We start from the raw sequence: 17,778 nt of genomic DNA, 5'->3' as shown, positions 1-17,778 counted from the left end.
GCGACGCCGTAATGGATCGTTAATTAATCAGTCAGTTCAATACGTTTGATATCGCCAAGGATGAAAACATAGGCCAATACGCCCAGCAGGGCCGCACCGCCGATATAGACCAGCGCATAGAAGAAGTTGCCGGTCGCCGCCACGATAAAACCCACGATCAGCGGCGTGATAATCGAGGCCAGATTCGAGCAGAAGTTAAATAAACCACCGGTCAGACCCGCCAGGTTTTTCGGGGCCATATCGGAAATCAGCGTCCAGCCCAGCCCCACCATTCCCTGCCCGAAGAACGCAACCGACAGCACCGTAATCACCAGCGCATCCGTCGGCATCCAGTTGGCCAAAATAATCAGGCTTGCCATCAGCAGCCCGGTAATAATCGGCAATTTACGGGCCACGTTGACCGAACCGGTGCGCTTGAGGATTTGGTCAGAGACCCAGCCGCCAAACATCACGCCAACGGCGGCTGCAAGGAACGGCAGAATGGCAAAAAAGCCTACTTTCAGCCACGGCATATGTCGTTCGGTCGCAAGATAGGTTGGGAACCAGGTCAGAAAGAAGACCAGCGTGGTATTACCGGCAAACTGGCCGATGCCCGCGCCGAGGATTTGGCGGCATTTCACCAGCTTGACGACATTCGCCCAGCTAAAGTTCATTTTCGGCTCAGGCTCGGCCGCTTCCATATCGTGGCCGATATATTCAAGCTCAAGCTGGTTAGCGGTCTTAGACTCGTGCGGTTCGTGGTAAAAACGCCACCACACCAGCACAAACAGAATACCCACGACGCCGACGGTGATAAACAGCGTACGCCAGCCGAAGGTTTCCATAATAAAGAACAGCAGCGGGGCAAACGCGGCAAGGCCGATGTACTCCCCAACGGTGTATACCGCCGTGGCGCGCGCACGCTCGTGCTGTGGGAACCACTTGCCGACCACACGGCTATTGACCGGGAAACAGGGCGCTTCACTGATCCCTAATCCTAAACGGCATAGCAGCAGGGTTTTCAACCCCATCGCCAGGCCGTGGAACAGGGTAAAAGCCGACCAGAAGAACAGCGCCAGCGCGTAAGTGACTTTGTTACCGAAGCGGTCAAGAAAAATGCCGCCGGGGATTTGCATCGCCGCATAGGTCCAGGCAAATGCCGAAAACACCACGCCCATGGTTGCCGCACCGATACCAAGATCGGCACTCAGCTGCGGGGCGGCAATTCCTAATACCGTGCGGTCGAGGTAGTTAATCATCGTGCCGATAGCCAGAAGGGTCAGAATAACCAGTCGGGTACGGGAACGTTTTTCAACACCAGTTTTTGGGGCGGCGATGTCGCCCTGGCCATAACTCGCCATTGTTGATTCCTCTGTGTAGGTTGCAGGTGCTTTAATTGAACCTTAAGGTTCATTTATTGTTGTCAATAGAACTACCGTGTTTGCATGGCTGCCAGACGAACCGCGGCATTGGTTGCGCCATACTGTTGATAATCTCCCCGCCGCTCGACCAGCTCAAAGAAGAAACGGTCGGCCCGGAAAGGAGGCGTATAGGCGTGCAGGAACTCCTGTTGATGCGCATCGCGCTCATAAAGAATATTCAGTCGCTCAAGCCCCGTTAGCAGTGCGTTATTTGCTCCGAAACGTGCCAGCAAATCCCCATAATAATTCGCTGGTATAGGCAGCAACTTCAACCCCTTAGATTGCAGGGTTTCCACAGTCGCCGGTAAATCATCACAGGCAAATGCGGCATGTTGCAGGCCGGTGCCCTGATAACTCGCCACCGAGCGGGCGATTTGCGTATCCAGGCTGTGCGACATATTCAGCGGCAGGCGAATGGAGTGACACGGGCTGTGCATCACCTGGCTTCGGACCAGGCCATACGGATCCGGCACGCTCAGCTCGTTATCCAGCTCAAAGCCGAATACCGCACGGAAAAACATAATCCAGTTATCACGGCTGCCTTCCACCAGCCCTAACGCCAGATGATCGATACCGCGCAGCGTGCCCTGGCTGGCCGTTTCTGCAAGGTCGAAATCGGTGTGATAAATATCGCTTTCCCCCTGAAGCGGTGCTTCTATCAGATAGATCAGGCTACCGTCTGGCGCACACACAGCCGCCAGCGCACGCTCATCCGGCCCATGTTTTTCATGCCAGATGGGATAGCCGTAATCCTGTGCCCGTTGCAGAACGTTCGCCGCCCCTTTCACGCGCCACGCCATCGCACACAGCGAAACGCCGTGGCGACGATGAAACTCATCGGCCCAGCTGTGCGGCTGGTGGTTGATGATCACGTTCACTCCACCGTTGCGCCAGAGCGTGACCTCTTTCGAACGGTGTTCTCCCGCCCGTGCAAAACCCAGCGGCCGTAGCGCCTCGCCCAGCGCCACGGCGTCTTTGGCATCGGTGGCAAACTCTAAAAACTCGATGCCCTGATAGCTGGCCTGGGTTGCGCTATGGAATAACGGCGCATCGATTTGCGGATTAGCCGCTCTGGTCTGCTCCTCCAGCCACAGCAGCGAGCGATAGCCGTCTTTGGCCGTTGGCGCGTTAGGAGTCGCACGGAAGCTGTCGTTAAAAATCTCCAGCGACCACGGGCCACGATACCCCTTCTCGGTCAGCAGGCGGGTGAATTCGACCACGGGCAGCTCGCCCTGCCCCGGGAAGCAGCGGAAATGGCGGCTCCACTCCAGCACATCCATTTTCATCAGCGGCGCATCGGCCAGCTGCAGGAAGGTGATTTTATCCACCGGAATATCGTCAAGGTTAATCAGCTGGTCGCCCAGCGAAAGGACATGGAAACTGTCCAGCACCAGCCCCAGCGCCGGACTGTTAACCTGCTTAACGCGTTCCCACGCCTGACGATAACGATTCACATGGGTGCCCCATGCCAGCGCTTCATAGCCGACGGTGATAGCATTACGCTGCGCCAGCTCGGCCAGATGGGCAAGATCGCTGACCTGCAAATCGATATTTGCCGAACAGTCAGGGGCCACGTTGCTGCACAGCAGCATGGTGTTGCATCCAAGTTCGTGCATCAGGGCAAACTTGCGTCGCGCACGTTCCAGGTTGCTGGCAAACTGCGGGCGCGACGCCCCTTCAAAATCGCGGAACGGCTGGAATAAGGTAATGGTCAGCCCCAGGTCTGCCGCCATTTTCCGCACATCGGCAGGCGTTCCCGGGTAGTAAAGCAGATCGTTTTCGAAGATCTCCACGCCGTCAAAACCAGCAGCCGAGATTGCGGCCAGTTTTTCAGGCAACGTGCCAGAGATAGATACGGTTGCAATTGAACGCTGCATGAAGGCTCCTGGTCTGTCGGGATAAGTCGGTTAATGTTGTATCATTTGGTTCATATTGCAAATTTACAGTTAACCAGTTGTTAACCCCGATCACACGCCGGGAAGTTAAAAAAAATAGCGGGCGATTACCGAACAAAACAAAGTGGGGTAACCCGGGCAGCTGACAAAGCTTATGCTTTTCGCTAAACGCCCCAGGAAAATCAATTTATTGATTTTTGCCGATCGTCACAAAGTGTGAAAACATCACGCTTTTTCCTGCTTTGTCAGCAATATTGGTTACACTTTTCACTTACTCCCTTGCAACCCACAGGCAAACGCACTATGTCAGAGAATAACTACCAGCCACCTGAAGTCTGGACGTGGAAAAAAGACGAAGGCGGCACCTTTGCTAATATCAACCGCCCGGTTGCCGGTGCGACTCACGAGCGCTCGCTGCCCATTGGCCAACATCCGTTGCAGCTCTATTCTCTCGGCACGCCGAACGGGCAGAAGGTCACGATTCTGCTTGAAGAGCTGTTAGCGTTAGGCGTAAGCGAGGCGGAATACGACGCACATCTGATTCGTATCGGCGAAGGAGATCAGTTCTCCAGCGGTTTTGTGGCGGTGAACCCGAACTCAAAGATCCCGGCGCTAATGGACCATTCGGCCACACCACCGATTCGCGTTTTCGAATCTGGTGCGATCCTGCTTTATCTGGCGGAGAAATTTGGCCATTTCCTGCCGGTAGAGCGTGCAGCGCGCACAGAAACGCTGAACTGGCTGTTCTGGCTGCAAGGTTCAGCCCCCTACCTTGGCGGCGGTTTTGGCCATTTCTATCATTACGCGCCGATGAAAATGGAGTACGCGATTAACCGCTTTACCATGGAAGCCAAACGCCAGCTGGACGTGCTCGACAGGCAGCTGGCGACGCATCGCTTTATTGCCGGTGATGAATATACGATTGCGGATATCGCCATTTGGCCATGGTATGGCGCGCTGGCAAAAGGTGGACTGTATGATGCGGCGGAATTTCTTGATGTGGCGTCATATAAAAACTTTGCCCGCTGGGCTGATGAAATCGCCAACCGTCCGGCGGTAAAACGCGGACGCATAGTGAACCGCACCTTCGGCGAACCCTCACAGCAACTGCACGAACGCCACGACGCGTCGGATTTTGAGCTGAGAACCGAAGATAAGTTAGCGAAATAATACGCGGCCGGGTTCGCCCGGCCCCTTCTGGTAACTTAGACAAAGGGCACATGACCCAGGCAATAAGCCATGTGCTGTTCCGGATGGGCAGGCGCTAAACCAGATATTTGCGGAACCAGTCAATAGTGCGCGTCCACGCAAGTTCCGCAGCCGCTTTGTCATAGCGCGGTGTCGAATCGTTGTGGAATCCATGATTCACGCCGGGGTAGATATAGCCTTCGTAGACCTTATTATTCGCTTTCAGCGCCGCTTCATAGGCGGGCCAGCCTTCGTTGATGCGCGCATCCAGTTCGCCGTAATGCAGCAGTAGCGGCGCTTTGATACGTGGCACATCCGCAGCTGCAGGCTGGCGGCCATAGAAAGGCACGGCGGCGGCCAATTCCGGGTAAGCGACCGCAGCGGCATTCGCCACTCCCCCGCCATAACAGAAGCCGGTAATGCCCACTTTCCCGCTGACCGCTGCGTGGTGCATCAAAAATTCAATCGCCGCGAAAAAGTCATTCATCAGTTTGGTGGGGTCAACCCGGGCTTGCAGCTCCCGGCCTTTTTCGTCATTGCCGGGATAGCCGCCAACCGAACTTAGTCCGTCCGGGGCCAGCGCAATAAACCCCGCTTTGGCCACGCGCCGCGCCACATCTTCGATATACGGATTTAGCCCACGGTTTTCATGCGCGACCACCACGCCCGGCACCTTACCTGCCGCTTTTGCAGGGCGCACCATATAGCCCCTTACCTGGCCGTGGCCTTGTGGACTAGAGTATTCAATATATTGCGCCACAATTTCCGGGTCGGTAAATTCCACTTGCGTGGCGTAAGCGTAATCTGGCGTCAGCAGCGTTCCGAGAGCCACCGCGGAAAGCCCGCCGACGACAAACTTCCCCGCCAGATCGAGGAACTCACGCTTGCTGATTTTGCCATGGACATAGAAATCGAAGTATTCGAGCAGTTCAGCAGGGAAATCTTTTGCGGTAAGTCTGGTCATTTGCAGGCCCTTTATCGAGAAAAGATGGATAAATAATGGCCTGCATTTGACGATCTTGCCTGCTCTAATTTAAGCGGGACTTGACGACGTTCACCCGCCAGATGCCGAAGCACACCAGTACCAGCGCCAGCGCATAGCGCCACTCGAGAATGCTCTCCTGCAGGAAGATGGCCGATAATACCGCGCCTGAAACCGGGATCAGGAAGTTAAACGGCGCAATCATCCCCACGCGATTGTGCTTGAGCAGCAGGCTCCATAGCGCAAATGCCACCGACGACAACAGCGCCAGATAGCCAAGGATCGCCACCGACTCCCAGCCATGAAACGCAAGCCTGCCGCCGCAGGCATAGCCGCCCGCCGTCAGCACCACGCCGCCGATAGCCAGCTGCCAGCCGGTCATGATCGTGGCGTCCATGGTTTGCGAAATACGTTTGCCGTACAGCGATGCGGCAGAAAGAATCAACGCCGCCAGCACCACGAAACCATCGCCCATCAGGCTAAAGCTAAAGTCCATCAGCTGGCTGTTGAAGTTCACCACCATCACGCCGGCAAAACCGAGCACGCAGCCCACCACTTTGTTGATGCTGAGTTTGTCGTTTTGATAGATAAAATGCGCCAGCAGCACGCTAAAGAAGGTGCCGGTAGCATTCATGATCGAGCCTTTTACGCCCGTGGTATACGCGAGGCCAATATAGAAGAAGATGTATTGCACAGCGGTCTGGGTGATGCCCAACACGGCGAGCTGGGAATACTGTCGGCCGGATAAACGCGCAATGGATTTGCCCTGTAAAGCGGCGAACGCCAGCAACAGCAGGCCAGCAATAACAAAACGGTAACCGGCAAAGACAATTTTGCCTGCCAAATCGTCTGGCGCTATCTGGAAAATTTCGTAGCCGTTTTTAATTGCCGGGTAAGCGCTACCCCATAACAAGCAACAAAAAGCGGCCCCCATCCATGCGAACTTCTTATTCGTAAACAGCGAAACGTTATTGCTCACGCCTCTTCCCTTACCCAAAATAAACTATCGTTTCAGAATCAGCCATTATCCTTTAATCAAGAAAAATAGCGAGGGCACCCGTCACGGCAATGTGCCCGGCCGAATGCGAGAAGTTCAGCGCCTTCCGGCTGCCATCACCCGACGGTTAGCCTCCAGAAGCACTTCGTCTCCACGCCATGGCCTGTAGGCAATGCTCGCTATGTAAGAGCAAACATGTTGCATTATTGATGTTAAAGGAAGAACTCTGTAACCAGATTGATAGCAATATCCTACAAGTTAGTTCTGAATGCTCCATCTTAACTTTAAGTAACGGATTGCTTAATTTTCCGTGGTCTTATCAGACTATTTGATTCAGCAATACTGCTGAATAATTGTTATCTTTTTTATACACCGGATAATGAAATCGTGAATGGTATTTACTCCCATACTGGCGTCGTGCAAAAAGATGAATTGTGGTTGAAATATCGTTTTTTAGTTCGTCGTGAAGCTCTTCGTTTGCAGGTCAGATTACCGCCTTGTGTAGAACTGGACGATCTGATTCAGGCTGGTGCGCTTGGTATGCTCACCGCTATTGACCAATTTGATCCTAAAAAAGGGATTAGCATCAGCACCTACATCACGCAACGTATTCGCTGGGCGATGATTGATGAATTACGCGAACGCGACTGGGTTCCCCGTAGGGTTCGCACAAAAGCACGAGAAATTTCCACTGCAATTCAAAAGGTTGAGCAGGAAACAGGGAGAGCTGCATCTGAAGCAGATGTTGCTGCCAGCATGGGTATTGCCCTGGCTGAGTATCAACAGATGCTGCTGGACACGAATACCAGCCAATTTTCTTCCCTGGAAGAGTTGCAGGAGGAGTTTTTTGCCGACCTTGAAAAGCCTGATCTACAAAATGAGATGCTAAACCCCTTTCATGAGCTGATGAAGGGAAAATTAGTTAAACAAATAAGCAAAGAAATCAAAGCACTACCTGAGAGAGAACAGCTTTTGCTAAATTTATACTACCAACAAGAACTCAATATGAAGGAAGTGGGTATCCTGTTAAACATCACCGAAACTCGCGTAAGCCAGCTGCATAGTCAGGCGATTAAACGCTTGCGCGCAAGATTAGGTGCCGATAAATAATGAGTCGAGGTATCGCCTGGCAGATACGGTTGTTTTTTGTCTAAAAAAAGCAATCAACAACGTTCATTTTGGCAGATATATTTAGGCACGATAAAAGCGCACTAAAAATTATAAGCATGATGCACCAGACGCTTAGAATAGTAATTTTTCATACTACGCTCATAATTTTAAACTGGCAGACATGCAGGCGATTAAAAAGCTATTCATTATAAAAATCTTTCTTTTAAACGACACGACTGTTAATGATGCCGTACAGTCAGCCCATCAATAAATTTGCTGGTTGCAGGTAGCAAAAAAACCGGCTCAAAAAATAATCTTTTACTGATGTTTCACACGGTGTCCTGATGTGGTGATCTACTTAAATAATCAGCAAAGGTAAAAAAATATGCTCCCCGACTCACACGAGCCGGGGAGCGACAGGACTCGTTAGTGTGCACGCCCTTGTTCAATACCAATCCCGGTTTGGGAACGAATGAACTGAGCGCGGAATTTCTCACGTTCCAGATTTCCTTCCGGGCTATTATCGGTTGCAGAGAACACCCAGATACCGACAAACGCTACCAGAATCGAGAACAGCGCCGGGTATTCGTACGGGAAGATAGCCGAGGCATGGCCCAGAACCTGCACCCAAACCGTAGGCCCCAGGATCATCAGAATGACCGCCGTCAGCAGGCCGAGCCAGCCGCCGATCATCGCGCCGCGCGTGGTCAGTTTTGACCAGTACATCGACAGCAGAATAATCGGGAAGTTACAGCTCGCAGCAATCGAGAACGCCAGGCCCACCATAAAGGCGATGTTCTGCTTCTCGAACAAAATCCCCAACAGGATTGCCACCACGCCCAGCACCAGAACGGTGATTTTCGAGACTTTCAGCTCATCACGCTCGGAAGCGCCTTTACGGAAAACGTTGGCATAAAGGTCGTGTGAAACCGCAGACGCACCGGCCAGCGTTAGGCCTGCAACCACCGCAAGAATGGTGGCGAAGGCAACCGCCGAGATAAAGCCTAAGAACAGGCTGCCACCCACCGCATCTGCCAGGTGAACCGCCGCCATATTATTGCCGCCAATCAACGCGCCCGCCGCATCTTTGAAGGCAGGATTTGCCCCCACCAGCATGATGGCGCCAAAGCCGATGATAAAGGTCAGGATGTAGAAATAGCCCATAAACCCGGTGGCAAACAGCACGCTTTTACGCGCTTCACGGGCATCGCTTACGGTGAAGAAACGCATCAGGATATGCGGCAAACCGGCCGTACCAAACATCAGACCTAGCCCCAGCGACAGCGCGGATATCGGGTCTTTTACCAGCCCTCCGGGGCTCATAATCGCCACCCCTTTCGGGTGTACCGCAATCGCTTCGGCGAACAGATTATTGAAGCTAAAGCCGACGTGTTTCATCACCATAAAGGCCATGAAACTTGCGCCAAACAGCAGCAGCACCGCTTTGATTATCTGCACCCAGGTGGTGGCCAGCATGCCGCCGAACAACACGTACATCACCATCAACACGCCGACCAGCACCACCGCAACGTGATAGTTCAGGCCGAACAGCAGCTCGATAAGTTTACCAGCACCCACCATCTGCGCAATCAGGTAAAGCGCGACGACCACCAGAGAACCACAGGCAGACAGAATACGGATGGGGCCCTGTTTTAAACGATAGGAAGCGACGTCGGCAAAAGTATATTTACCGAGGTTGCGCAAGCGTTCAGCAATCAGGAACAGGATTATCGGCCAGCCGACCAGAAAGCCCAGGGAGTAAATCAGGCCGTCATAACCGGAGGTGAACACCAGCGCCGAAATGCCAAGGAAAGAGGCGGCGGACATATAGTCACCCGCGATCGCCAGGCCGTTCTGGAAACCGGTAATATTGCCGCCGGCGGTGTAATAATCGCTACGGGTACGGGTGCGCTTCGAGGCCCAGTAAGTGATACCCAGGGTAAAGGCGACGAACACGATAAACATAATAATCGCCTGCCAGTTGGTCGGCTGGCGCTGAACGGCCCCGGTAATCGCATCCGCAGCAAAAGCTGACGCAGGCAGGGCAATGAGCGGTGCGGCGATAACGCCGAGAAAACGTTTCATGATACCTTCACCTCGCGCACGACTGCATTATTCAGACGGTCAAATTCGCCGTTTGCCCGCCAGACATAGACCCCTGTCAGGAAGAAGGAAATCAGAATCACCCCCACGCCAATGGGGATCCCGCGCGTGACGGTCGTACCTGCATGTAAAGGCGTGCCCAACCAGCCGGGCGCAAAGGCAATCAGCAAAATAAAGCTGACGTAAATCACCAGCATGATAATGGACAAAATGGTGGCAAACCGTTGCCGCTTCTCGACTAGCTCCCTGAAATGCGCACTGCCTTCTATCCGCTGATAAATGGTTGCATCATTCATCACACAGTCTCCAGAGGTAAGGGGTTTTTATTGTTTTGGCTCCTTCCCCGGGGAGAAGGAGCAGAGCGGTTAAGGCATGGTAATAGATTGTTTTTCTTCCAGGAGTTTCTCAACAACGCCCGGGTCGGCAAGCGTTGAAGTATCACCAAGGTTGCTGGTATCACCGGCGGCAATTTTGCGCAGAATACGGCGCATAATTTTGCCGGAACGGGTTTTCGGCAGGGAATCTGTCCAGTGCAGAATATCCGGCGTGGCAAGCGGGCCAATCTCTTTACGTACCCAGTTGCGCACTTCGGTATACAGCTCAGGCGTCGGCTCTTCACCGTGGTTTAGCGTCACATAAGCATAGATAGCCTGGCCCTTAATATTATGGGGAATGCCAACCACTGCGGCTTCGGCAACTTTCGGGTGCGACACCAGCGCCGACTCGATTTCAGCGGTACCTAAACGGTGGCCGGACACGTTCAGCACGTCATCGACACGGCCGGTTATCCAGTAGTAACCGTCTTCGTCACGGCGAGCGCCGTCACCGCTGAAGTACATATTTTTAAAGGTGGAAAAATAGGTCTGCTCGAAACGCTCATGGTCGCCAAACAAGGTGCGCGCCTGGCCTGGCCATGAATCGGTGATCACCAGGTTACCTTCGGTCGCCCCCAGCTGCGGGTTGCCCTCGTTATCCACCAGCGCCGGTTGTACGCCAAAGAAGGGACGGGTGGCGGAACCTGCTTTCAACTCGGTAGCTCCTGGCAACGGGGTGATCATAAAACCGCCGGTTTCGGTCTGCCACCAGGTGTCAACTACCGGGCATTTCTCGTTGCCGATTTTCTTCCAGTACCATTCCCACGCTTCCGGGTTGATAGGCTCCCCCACCGAACCGAGAATGCGCAGCGAAGAACGGTCCGTATCCTCAATCGCTTTGTCGCCTTCTGCCATGAGCGCGCGGATAGCGGTTGGCGCGGTGTAGAGAATATTAACTTTATGTTTATCAACTACCTGTGCCATGCGGTTGGGGGCTGGCCAGTTTGGTACGCCCTCAAACATTAAAGTGATAGCGCCGCACGCCAGCGGGCCATAAAGCAGGTAGCTGTGACCTGTCACCCAACCCACATCAGCGGTGCACCAGTAAACGTCGCCGGGATGATAGTCGAAGACATATTTGAAGGTGGTTGCCGCGTAGACCAGATAGCCGCCGGTGGTGTGCAGCACGCCTTTCGGTTTGCCGGTCGAGCCGGAGGTGTAGAGGATAAACAGCGGATCTTCAGCATTCACTTCTACCGGCTGGTGATGCGCGCTGGCTTTCTCAACCAGCTCGCTCCACCACAGGTCGCGGCCTTCATGCCATTCAATATTGCCGCCGGTACGTTTGAGCACAATCACATGCTCAACAGTTTTGACGCCTGGGTTTTTCAGCGCGTCATCAACGTTTTTCTTCAGCGGAATAGAGCGCCCGGCGCGAATGCCTTCATCGGCGGTAATCACCAGCTTAGAGCTGGAGTCGATGATGCGCCCGGCAACGGCTTCCGGTGAGAAGCCACCGAATATCACGGAATGCACCGCGCCGATTCGGGCGCAGGCCAGCATCGCAACGGCAGCTTCCGGTACCATCGGCATATAAATCGCCACCACATCGCCTTTCTTGATGCCCAGTTCCGCCAGAGTATTGGCGAAACGGCACACTTCACGATGCAGCTCGCGGTAAGTAATGGTTTTGCTCTGAGTAGCGTCGTCGCCTTCCCAGATGATGGCGGTTTGATCGCCCCTTTCTTTCAGGTGTCTGTCCAGGCAGTTGGCGGCGAGGTTTAGCGTGCCGTCTTCATACCATTTGATTGAGACGTTTCCGGGGGCAAAAGAGCTGTTTTTCACCTTCTGGTAGGGTTTGATCCAATCGAGGATCTTACCCTGTTCACCCCAGAATGCGTCGGGATCGTGTACCGAGTGCTGGTACATTGACTGGTACTGCTCCGGAGTTATCAGGCAATGGTCCGCAATATTTGCGGGAATGGCATGTTTATGTATTTGGCTCATGGCTTTTTTTCTCCCTGTGGGATGTTAATAATATGTCACGCAAAGGTTAATTACAGGGGTACGGCGGGCTTTGTTTATTTTTTGGGCGACAGATCACGCATTAATTAAATTGTTGAAAAGGTAATCAATACATCTTGAGAGGAGAGAGGCAAAAGCCAAAAAAAGAGCTGCCGATTGGCAGCTCTCAGGCTTCTTTTTCGCGAGGATTAACCCGCGGCGCTTTCGCGCAAGCTGGCTTTTAGCTTGTTATATTCGTCAATCACATATTGCTCGGCAGCTTTCTGATCGGCAATCGCCTCAACGCGTACGGCGCAGTACTTATACTCAGGCGTTTTAGTAATCGGGCTGAGGTTTTCCGTTACCAGCTCGTTACAGGCGCCAATCCACCACTGGTAGGTCATATAAACGGCGCCCTTGTTTGGACGCTCGCTCACATTCGCACGCGTGATGACTCGGCCTTTGCGTGAATTCACCCAAATCAGCGCTTCATCTTCGATACCTAAACGTGCAGCATCTTCCGCATGAATTTGCGCATAGCCAGGCTCATCAGCCAGGGCGGCCAGTGCCGCACAGTTACCGGTCATTGAACGGCAAGAGTAGTGGCCCACTTCACGCACCGTGGAAAGCACCATCGGGTACTCTGCGGTAACTTTGTCGATTGGCGGCGCCCAGTCGCAGGTAAAGAATTCACCCAGGCCGTTGGCACGGTCAAACTTACCGTTGTACAGGAACGAAGTGCCCTGGTCGCTTTCGGCAACATCGCGGCAAGGCCACTGGATATAACCCAGCTCGCCCATTTTCTCGTATGTTGCGCCGTAGAAATCCGGGCACAGACCGCGCAACTCATCCCAGATTTCCTGGGTGTTGTTGTAGTGCATCGGATAACCCATGCGGGTGGCAATTTCACTGATAATCTGCCAGTCCGTTTTCAGATCCCACTTCGGTTCTACCGCTTTAAAGAAGCGCTGGAAACCACGGTCGGCTGCGGTGTAAACGCCTTCATGTTCACCCCAGGAGGTGGCGGGCAAAATCACATCGGCGGCAGCCGCGGTTTTGGTCATGAAGATGTCTTGCACAATCACCAGCTCGAGCTCTTCAAACGCTTTACGTACGGCGGAAAGTTCCGCATCAGTTTGCAGCGGATCTTCACCCATGATGTACGCAGCGTGTACTTCGCCGTGTGCAACACGGTGTGGCAGCTCGCTGATGCGATAGCCGATATGAGCCGGAAGCGACGGAACCCCCCAGGCTTTAGCAAACTTCTCGCGGCTGGCTTCATCTTTAACGTACTGATAGCCCGGATAAGTATCCGGCAGTGCGCCCATATCACAGGCACCCTGAACATTGTTCTGACCGCGAACCGGGTTAACACCAACGTTCGGTTTACCCAGGTTGCCCGTCATCAGCGCCAGGCTTGTCAACGAGCGAACGGTTTCCACGCCCTGATAGAACTGGGTCACGCCCATGCCCCACAGAATCGTGGCGGTTTTCGCCTTCGCATACATACGTGCTGCGCTGCGAATTTCTGCTGCGCTAACGCCGGTGATTTCTTCAACGGATTCAGGCGGGTAGCCCGCCACAATTTTGCGATACTCGTCAAAACCTTCGGTACGTTCAGCCACGAATGCCTGGTCATACAGATTTTCTTCGATAATCACATGTCCGATGGCGTTCAGCAGGGCGATGTTAGAACCATTTTTTAACTGCAAATGCATATCGGCGATGCGCGCGGTTTCAATTTTACGCGGATCGACAACGATGATTTGCGCCCCTTTTTGCTTCGCGCGGATCACGCGGTTAGCCACGATAGGGTGTGAATCTGCCGGGTTATACCCGAACACAAACACTAAATCGGTATCCTCAATCTCGACGATTGAGTTGCTCATAGCGCCGTTACCGACCGATTGGTGCAGACCTGCAACCGATGGGCCGTGTCAAACGCGTGCGCAGCAATCGACATTATTGGTACCAATAACGGCGCGCGCAAATTTCTGCATAATGTAGTTAGTTTCGTTGCCCGTACCACGGGAAGAACCGGTGGTCATGATGGCATCGTTACCGTACTTCGCTTTGATTTCACTCAGGCGAGTGCTGACATAATCCAGCGCCTCATCCCAGGAAACGTTTTCGAGTTTGCCGCTTTTCTGGCGACGAATCATCGGTGATTTAAGACGCGGGGTGAGGATTTTCGTATCGTTAATAAAATCCCAACCGTAATACCCCTTCAGGCAAAGCTCGCCCTGGTTAGTTTTACCCTGAGCCGCTTCCGCCTTGACGACTTTGCCGTTATCGACCACGAGATTGATTTTGCAACCCGAGGCACAATAGGGACAAACCGTGACGACTTTTTTCATCAGTGTTGCTCCAGTCAATGCTGCTAAATGTGTGTGACACTCAAACAGCCGATCACATCTCCCCGTTCTAATGCATGATCTATGCCATATAAAAAGAACGGGAATAACCGGCATCTTACGGCGGTAAAAGCAGCAAAACTCTGACGAAAAACAGGTCATCGTCAAAAGTGACGTGTCGAGAGCTATCGACTTGCGACACTGCTTGAATTTTCAGCATCAACATGGGTGTTTTATGCGCGAGGGCGTTCTGTTGAATGGTTGAAGCTGACCGATAAGCCGCTTTCTTTCCATGAAGAGTGTCGTGGACAGTCATTCATCTGTCTTCTGCGCATAGCAAAACGCCCGCTCGGTTTTCACCGTGCGGGCGCTGTGTTGAATGGTTGAAGCTGACCGATAAGCCGGGTTCTGTCGTGGACAGTCATTCATCTAGGCCAGCAATCGCTCACTGGCTCAAGCAGCCTACCCGGGTTCAGTACGGGCCGTACCTTATGAACCCCTATTTGGCCTTGCTCCGGGTGGAGTTTACCGTGCCGCGAACTGTTACCAGCCGCGCGGTGCGCTCTTACCGCACCCTTTCACCCTTACCTGATCCCGCATGCGGGCCATCGGCGGTTTGCTCTCTGTTGCACTGGTCGTGGGTTACCCCCCCAGGCGTTACCTGGCACCCTGCCCTATGGAGCCCGGACTTTCCTCCCCTCCGCCTGTCTCCTTCCGAAGAAGGACGACGACGAAGCGGCGACTGTCTGGTCAGCTTCGGCGCGAAGTATAGAAGGTTTAGCTGCCGCTGTCACGTTTACTAACGTGTCGTATTTATGCCGATGAGCACTGTTGCCGCAATATTGCGCGCAGCAAGGTAAATATTATCAAAGGCATTTTTCAGTGCTTCTGCGAGCGTATGCAATATGGCGGCAGCGATGCGTTCTCGAACGTGGCCGAAGTACGCGATGCTATCCGCCCTATAACCGCTATCCCGGCACCTTTTCCCGACACACACTCAACACCAGCTGCCGCAACCATCGGTGCGCCGGGTCGGCTTCCGAACGCGGATGCCACATCAACGAAATGGTGATGTCTTTAGTTTTCACCGGCAGATCAAAAACATAAAGCCTTGCTTCCCCTGAATTGCCATTTAACCCCGGTTGATTTAGCAGGAATGTCGCTGGCACCAACGCCACGAGTTCAGACGCCTGTGCCACCGCTAACGCCGCAGGAAATCCCGGTACCAAAGCCGCAATCTTGCGTGCTAAATTCAACTCTGCCAGCAGCGCGTCTACCGGGCCGGTGCCACGGCCATGCCGTGAAACCACCACGTGTCCGAACGCGGCATACATTGCTGGCGTGATTTCACTTTCCAACTCAAGCGGATGGCCTTTTCTTACTACGCCGACAAACTTATCTCGATACAGCGCCGTTAAGCGTATTTCCGGCCCCATATCCCCGAGCACGCCGACTTCAAGGTCAATTAGCCCCTCGCGCAAATACTTCGCCGTTTTCTCCGGCTTAGACATAAACCGCAGCTGCACCAAAGGGGCGACGCTCGCCACTGCGGTAATGAGTGCCGCGCCGAAGATCTCGATAAACCCCGCATTGGTGCGCAGGGTAAAGCTTCTTTCCAGCGTGGCAAGATTGAGGAGATTGGTCGATGGACGCAGTATCGCACGAGCTTCAAAGGCTGCATTTTGTGTGCGCTCGCGAATCTCTTCCGCATAAGGCGTCAGGGCCATGTTACGCCCGGCCCGTACCAGTAGCGGGTCGCCAGTGGTATCGCGCAGGCGGCTTAACGTGCGGCTCATTGCTGACGCGCTCAACCCTAAACGACGCGCAGCGCCCGCCACACTTCCTTCGGCAAGAAGCACATCCAGCGCGATAAGTAAGTTCAGGTCAGGTTCATTCATATTTTAGATAATAACCAGGATAAGGCGTTTGATGCAGCTTATTAATGCAAATGCTGCGTCTTCCGCCATGTCTTCCACGCGGCTATATTTCTGGTAACCACAACCATTGAGAATGTTAATTATGGCGCTTTTTTCCCACCGGCCAGGCGATGAAGGTTTACCCGGCTTTGAGCGTGGTTTAGCGATGGCCGCCGTCATGACCATGGCGGCGATGGCGGTGTTCGACGGCTCGATGATCAATATCGCGCTGCCACAAATCGCCCGTTCCCTTAACGCATCAGAAGCCGCTACCGTTTGGGTGGCAAACGGTTATCTGCTCTGCGCGGCAATGACGCTGGCAATTTTTGCCGCACTTTCCAGCCGCCTTGGTTTTCGCAAAGTTTTCACCTTCGGCCTGAGCGTATTCACCTTCGCCTCCGTGGGCTGCGCGCTCTCGACATCGCTGGAGATGCTCGTTGCCATGCGCGTATTACAGGGCATTGGCGGTGCCGCCACATTAAGTATTGGCCCGGCAATTTTGCGCTCGGTGTTTCCTAACCGCCTGCTTGGCCGTGTTCTTGGGTTGAACGCCTTGCTGATTGGCGCCAGCACCGCCATCGCGCCAATCCTCGGCGGCACCCTACTTGCGACATTAAGCTGGCAGTGGCTGTTTGCGATCAACATTCCGCTGGGCATTGTCGCGATGCTGCTCGCCCTGCGCGTGGTGCCCAATAATCCCGCTTTAAAGCGTGAACCGTTTGATTACGCAGGCGCGTTGTTATCGGCCATTGCGTTAGGCGCACTAGTGATGGCGGCCGATGCTTTCACGCACGCAGGAAACAATGACCTGAAAATAGCGATAGCTTTCGGCGGCACCGCCATTATCAGCAGCCTGGCGTTTATCTGGGTTCAGCGCCGCGTCACGAAACCGCTGCTCCCGCTCAACATTTTTGCCTCTTCGCGCTTTTCACTGGCAGCGCTCACTTCTCTGGCCTCGTTTGTCAGCCAGGGCATCACCTTTATCGCCTTGCCGTTCCTGTTCCAGAGCGTTTACGGCTACAGCGCGCTAATTTCGGCGCTGCTTTTCACGCCATGGCCCATCGGCATTATTTTGGCCGCGCCACACGCCGGGCGCTTAGCCGACCGCTACTCGCCCGCGATAATCTCAACGGTAGGTTTGTGTATTTTTGCGGCGGGTCTCGCATTGCTGGCGATGCTGCCGGAACACGCTCAGGCGTGGGATATCTGCTTGCGCAGCCTGATATGCGGCATTGGTTTTGGCTGCTTCCAGAGCCCGAATAACCGGGAAATGCTGTCTAACGCCTCGAGGGAAAACAGCGGATACGCCTCGGGCGTGCTGGCGATTATGCGCACCTTCGGCCAGTGCCTGGGTGCAGCATTTGTCGGGGTATTTATGTCGATTTACGCGCAAAGCAGCGCGGTGCATATCAGCCTGTGGCTGGCCGTTATCGCAACGACTTTAGCCATCATCCTTAGCGTTAGCCGGCTGCGGGGATATAAGCTGTCACAGGCGTAGATAATAACCCTATGGTG

At 53.8% G+C, this 17,778-nt stretch carries 12 protein-coding genes and 1 other RNA gene; 3 read left to right on the top strand and 10 right to left on the bottom strand.

All coding sequences use genetic code 11. From position 1 onward, the window contains the following. Nucleotides 1–23: 23 nt before the first annotated feature. On the bottom strand, nt 24–1,340 hold the full coding sequence (locus EHN07_RS09065; RefSeq protein ID WP_124023845.1) for an MFS transporter: 1,317 nt from the start codon (nt 1,338–1,340) through the stop codon (nt 24–26). Nucleotides 1,341–1,411: 71 nt separating this feature from the next. After that, nucleotides 1,412–3,277 (bottom strand): bifunctional sugar phosphate isomerase/epimerase/4-hydroxyphenylpyruvate dioxygenase family protein, encoded by a 1,866-nt coding sequence (locus EHN07_RS09060; protein WP_124023844.1) that lies wholly within the window; start codon nt 3,275–3,277, stop codon nt 1,412–1,414. 321 nt (nt 3,278–3,598) lie between these two features. Between EHN07_RS09060 and yghU the strand changes: the two genes are divergently transcribed. Further along, complete coding sequence (yghU, locus tag EHN07_RS09055) at nt 3,599–4,465, top strand: glutathione-dependent disulfide-bond oxidoreductase (RefSeq protein ID WP_124023843.1); 867 nt, start codon at nt 3,599–3,601, stop codon at nt 4,463–4,465. A gap of 94 nt (nt 4,466–4,559) precedes the next feature. Here the strand turns inward: yghU and yghX are convergent, their stop codons facing one another. Together yghX and EHN07_RS09045 are read right to left on the bottom strand one after the other, a co-directional pair. After that, nucleotides 4,560–5,447 (bottom strand): YghX family hydrolase, encoded by an 888-nt coding sequence (yghX, locus tag EHN07_RS09050; protein WP_124023842.1) that lies wholly within the window; start codon nt 5,445–5,447, stop codon nt 4,560–4,562. A 64-nt stretch (nt 5,448–5,511) separates the two neighbouring features. Next, complete coding sequence (locus tag EHN07_RS09045) at nt 5,512–6,399, bottom strand: DMT family transporter (protein WP_124023877.1); 888 nt, start codon at nt 6,397–6,399, stop codon at nt 5,512–5,514. Nucleotides 6,400–6,849: 450 nt separating this feature from the next. Between EHN07_RS09045 and EHN07_RS09040 the strand changes: the two genes are divergently transcribed. Beyond that, on the top strand, nt 6,850–7,572 hold the full coding sequence (locus tag EHN07_RS09040) for an RNA polymerase sigma factor FliA (protein WP_124023841.1): 723 nt from the start codon (nt 6,850–6,852) through the stop codon (nt 7,570–7,572). 426 nt (nt 7,573–7,998) lie between these two features. Here EHN07_RS09040 and actP read toward each other — a convergent pair whose 3' ends face one another. From actP to EHN07_RS09010, 6 genes are all read right to left on the bottom strand, one after another. Continuing rightward, complete coding sequence (actP, locus tag EHN07_RS09035) at nt 7,999–9,657, bottom strand: cation/acetate symporter ActP (RefSeq protein ID WP_124023840.1); 1,659 nt, start codon at nt 9,655–9,657, stop codon at nt 7,999–8,001. Then, nucleotides 9,654–9,971 carry a DUF485 domain-containing protein gene (locus EHN07_RS09030; protein WP_124023839.1) on the bottom strand — a complete coding sequence of 106 codons (318 nt, stop codon included), beginning with the start codon at nt 9,969–9,971 and terminating at the stop codon, nt 9,654–9,656. Before EHN07_RS09030 ends, actP begins: the two co-directional genes overlap by 4 nt. 69 nt (nt 9,972–10,040) lie before the next feature. After that, nucleotides 10,041–11,996 (bottom strand): acetate--CoA ligase, encoded by a 1,956-nt coding sequence (acs, locus tag EHN07_RS09025; protein ID WP_124023838.1) that lies wholly within the window; start codon nt 11,994–11,996, stop codon nt 10,041–10,043. Nucleotides 11,997–12,202: 206 nt separating this feature from the next. After that, entirely contained in the window at nt 12,203–14,350 is a 2,148-nt protein-coding gene (gene fdhF, locus EHN07_RS09020) for a formate dehydrogenase subunit alpha (protein ID WP_124023837.1), read from the bottom strand. Nucleotides 14,351–14,728: 378 nt separating this feature from the next. After that, nucleotides 14,729–15,105: RNase P RNA component class A (gene rnpB / locus EHN07_RS09015), an RNA gene on the bottom strand. A 210-nt stretch (nt 15,106–15,315) separates the two neighbouring features. Then, nucleotides 15,316–16,245, bottom strand: coding sequence for a LysR family transcriptional regulator (locus EHN07_RS09010; protein WP_124023836.1), 930 nt, complete (start codon nt 16,243–16,245; stop codon nt 15,316–15,318). A 121-nt stretch (nt 16,246–16,366) separates the two neighbouring features. On the opposite strand from EHN07_RS09010, the gene EHN07_RS09005 reads away from it, so the two are divergent. After that, complete coding sequence (locus EHN07_RS09005) at nt 16,367–17,761, top strand: MFS transporter (RefSeq protein ID WP_124023835.1); 1,395 nt, start codon at nt 16,367–16,369, stop codon at nt 17,759–17,761. Nucleotides 17,762–17,778: the final 17 nt, after the last annotated feature.

Source organism: Buttiauxella warmboldiae (assembly GCF_003818135.1).
GTDB lineage: Bacteria > Pseudomonadota > Gammaproteobacteria > Enterobacterales > Enterobacteriaceae > Buttiauxella > Buttiauxella warmboldiae.
Note: the sequence above shows the minus strand (reverse complement) of the source record. Positions and strands in the feature narration are given on the sequence as shown.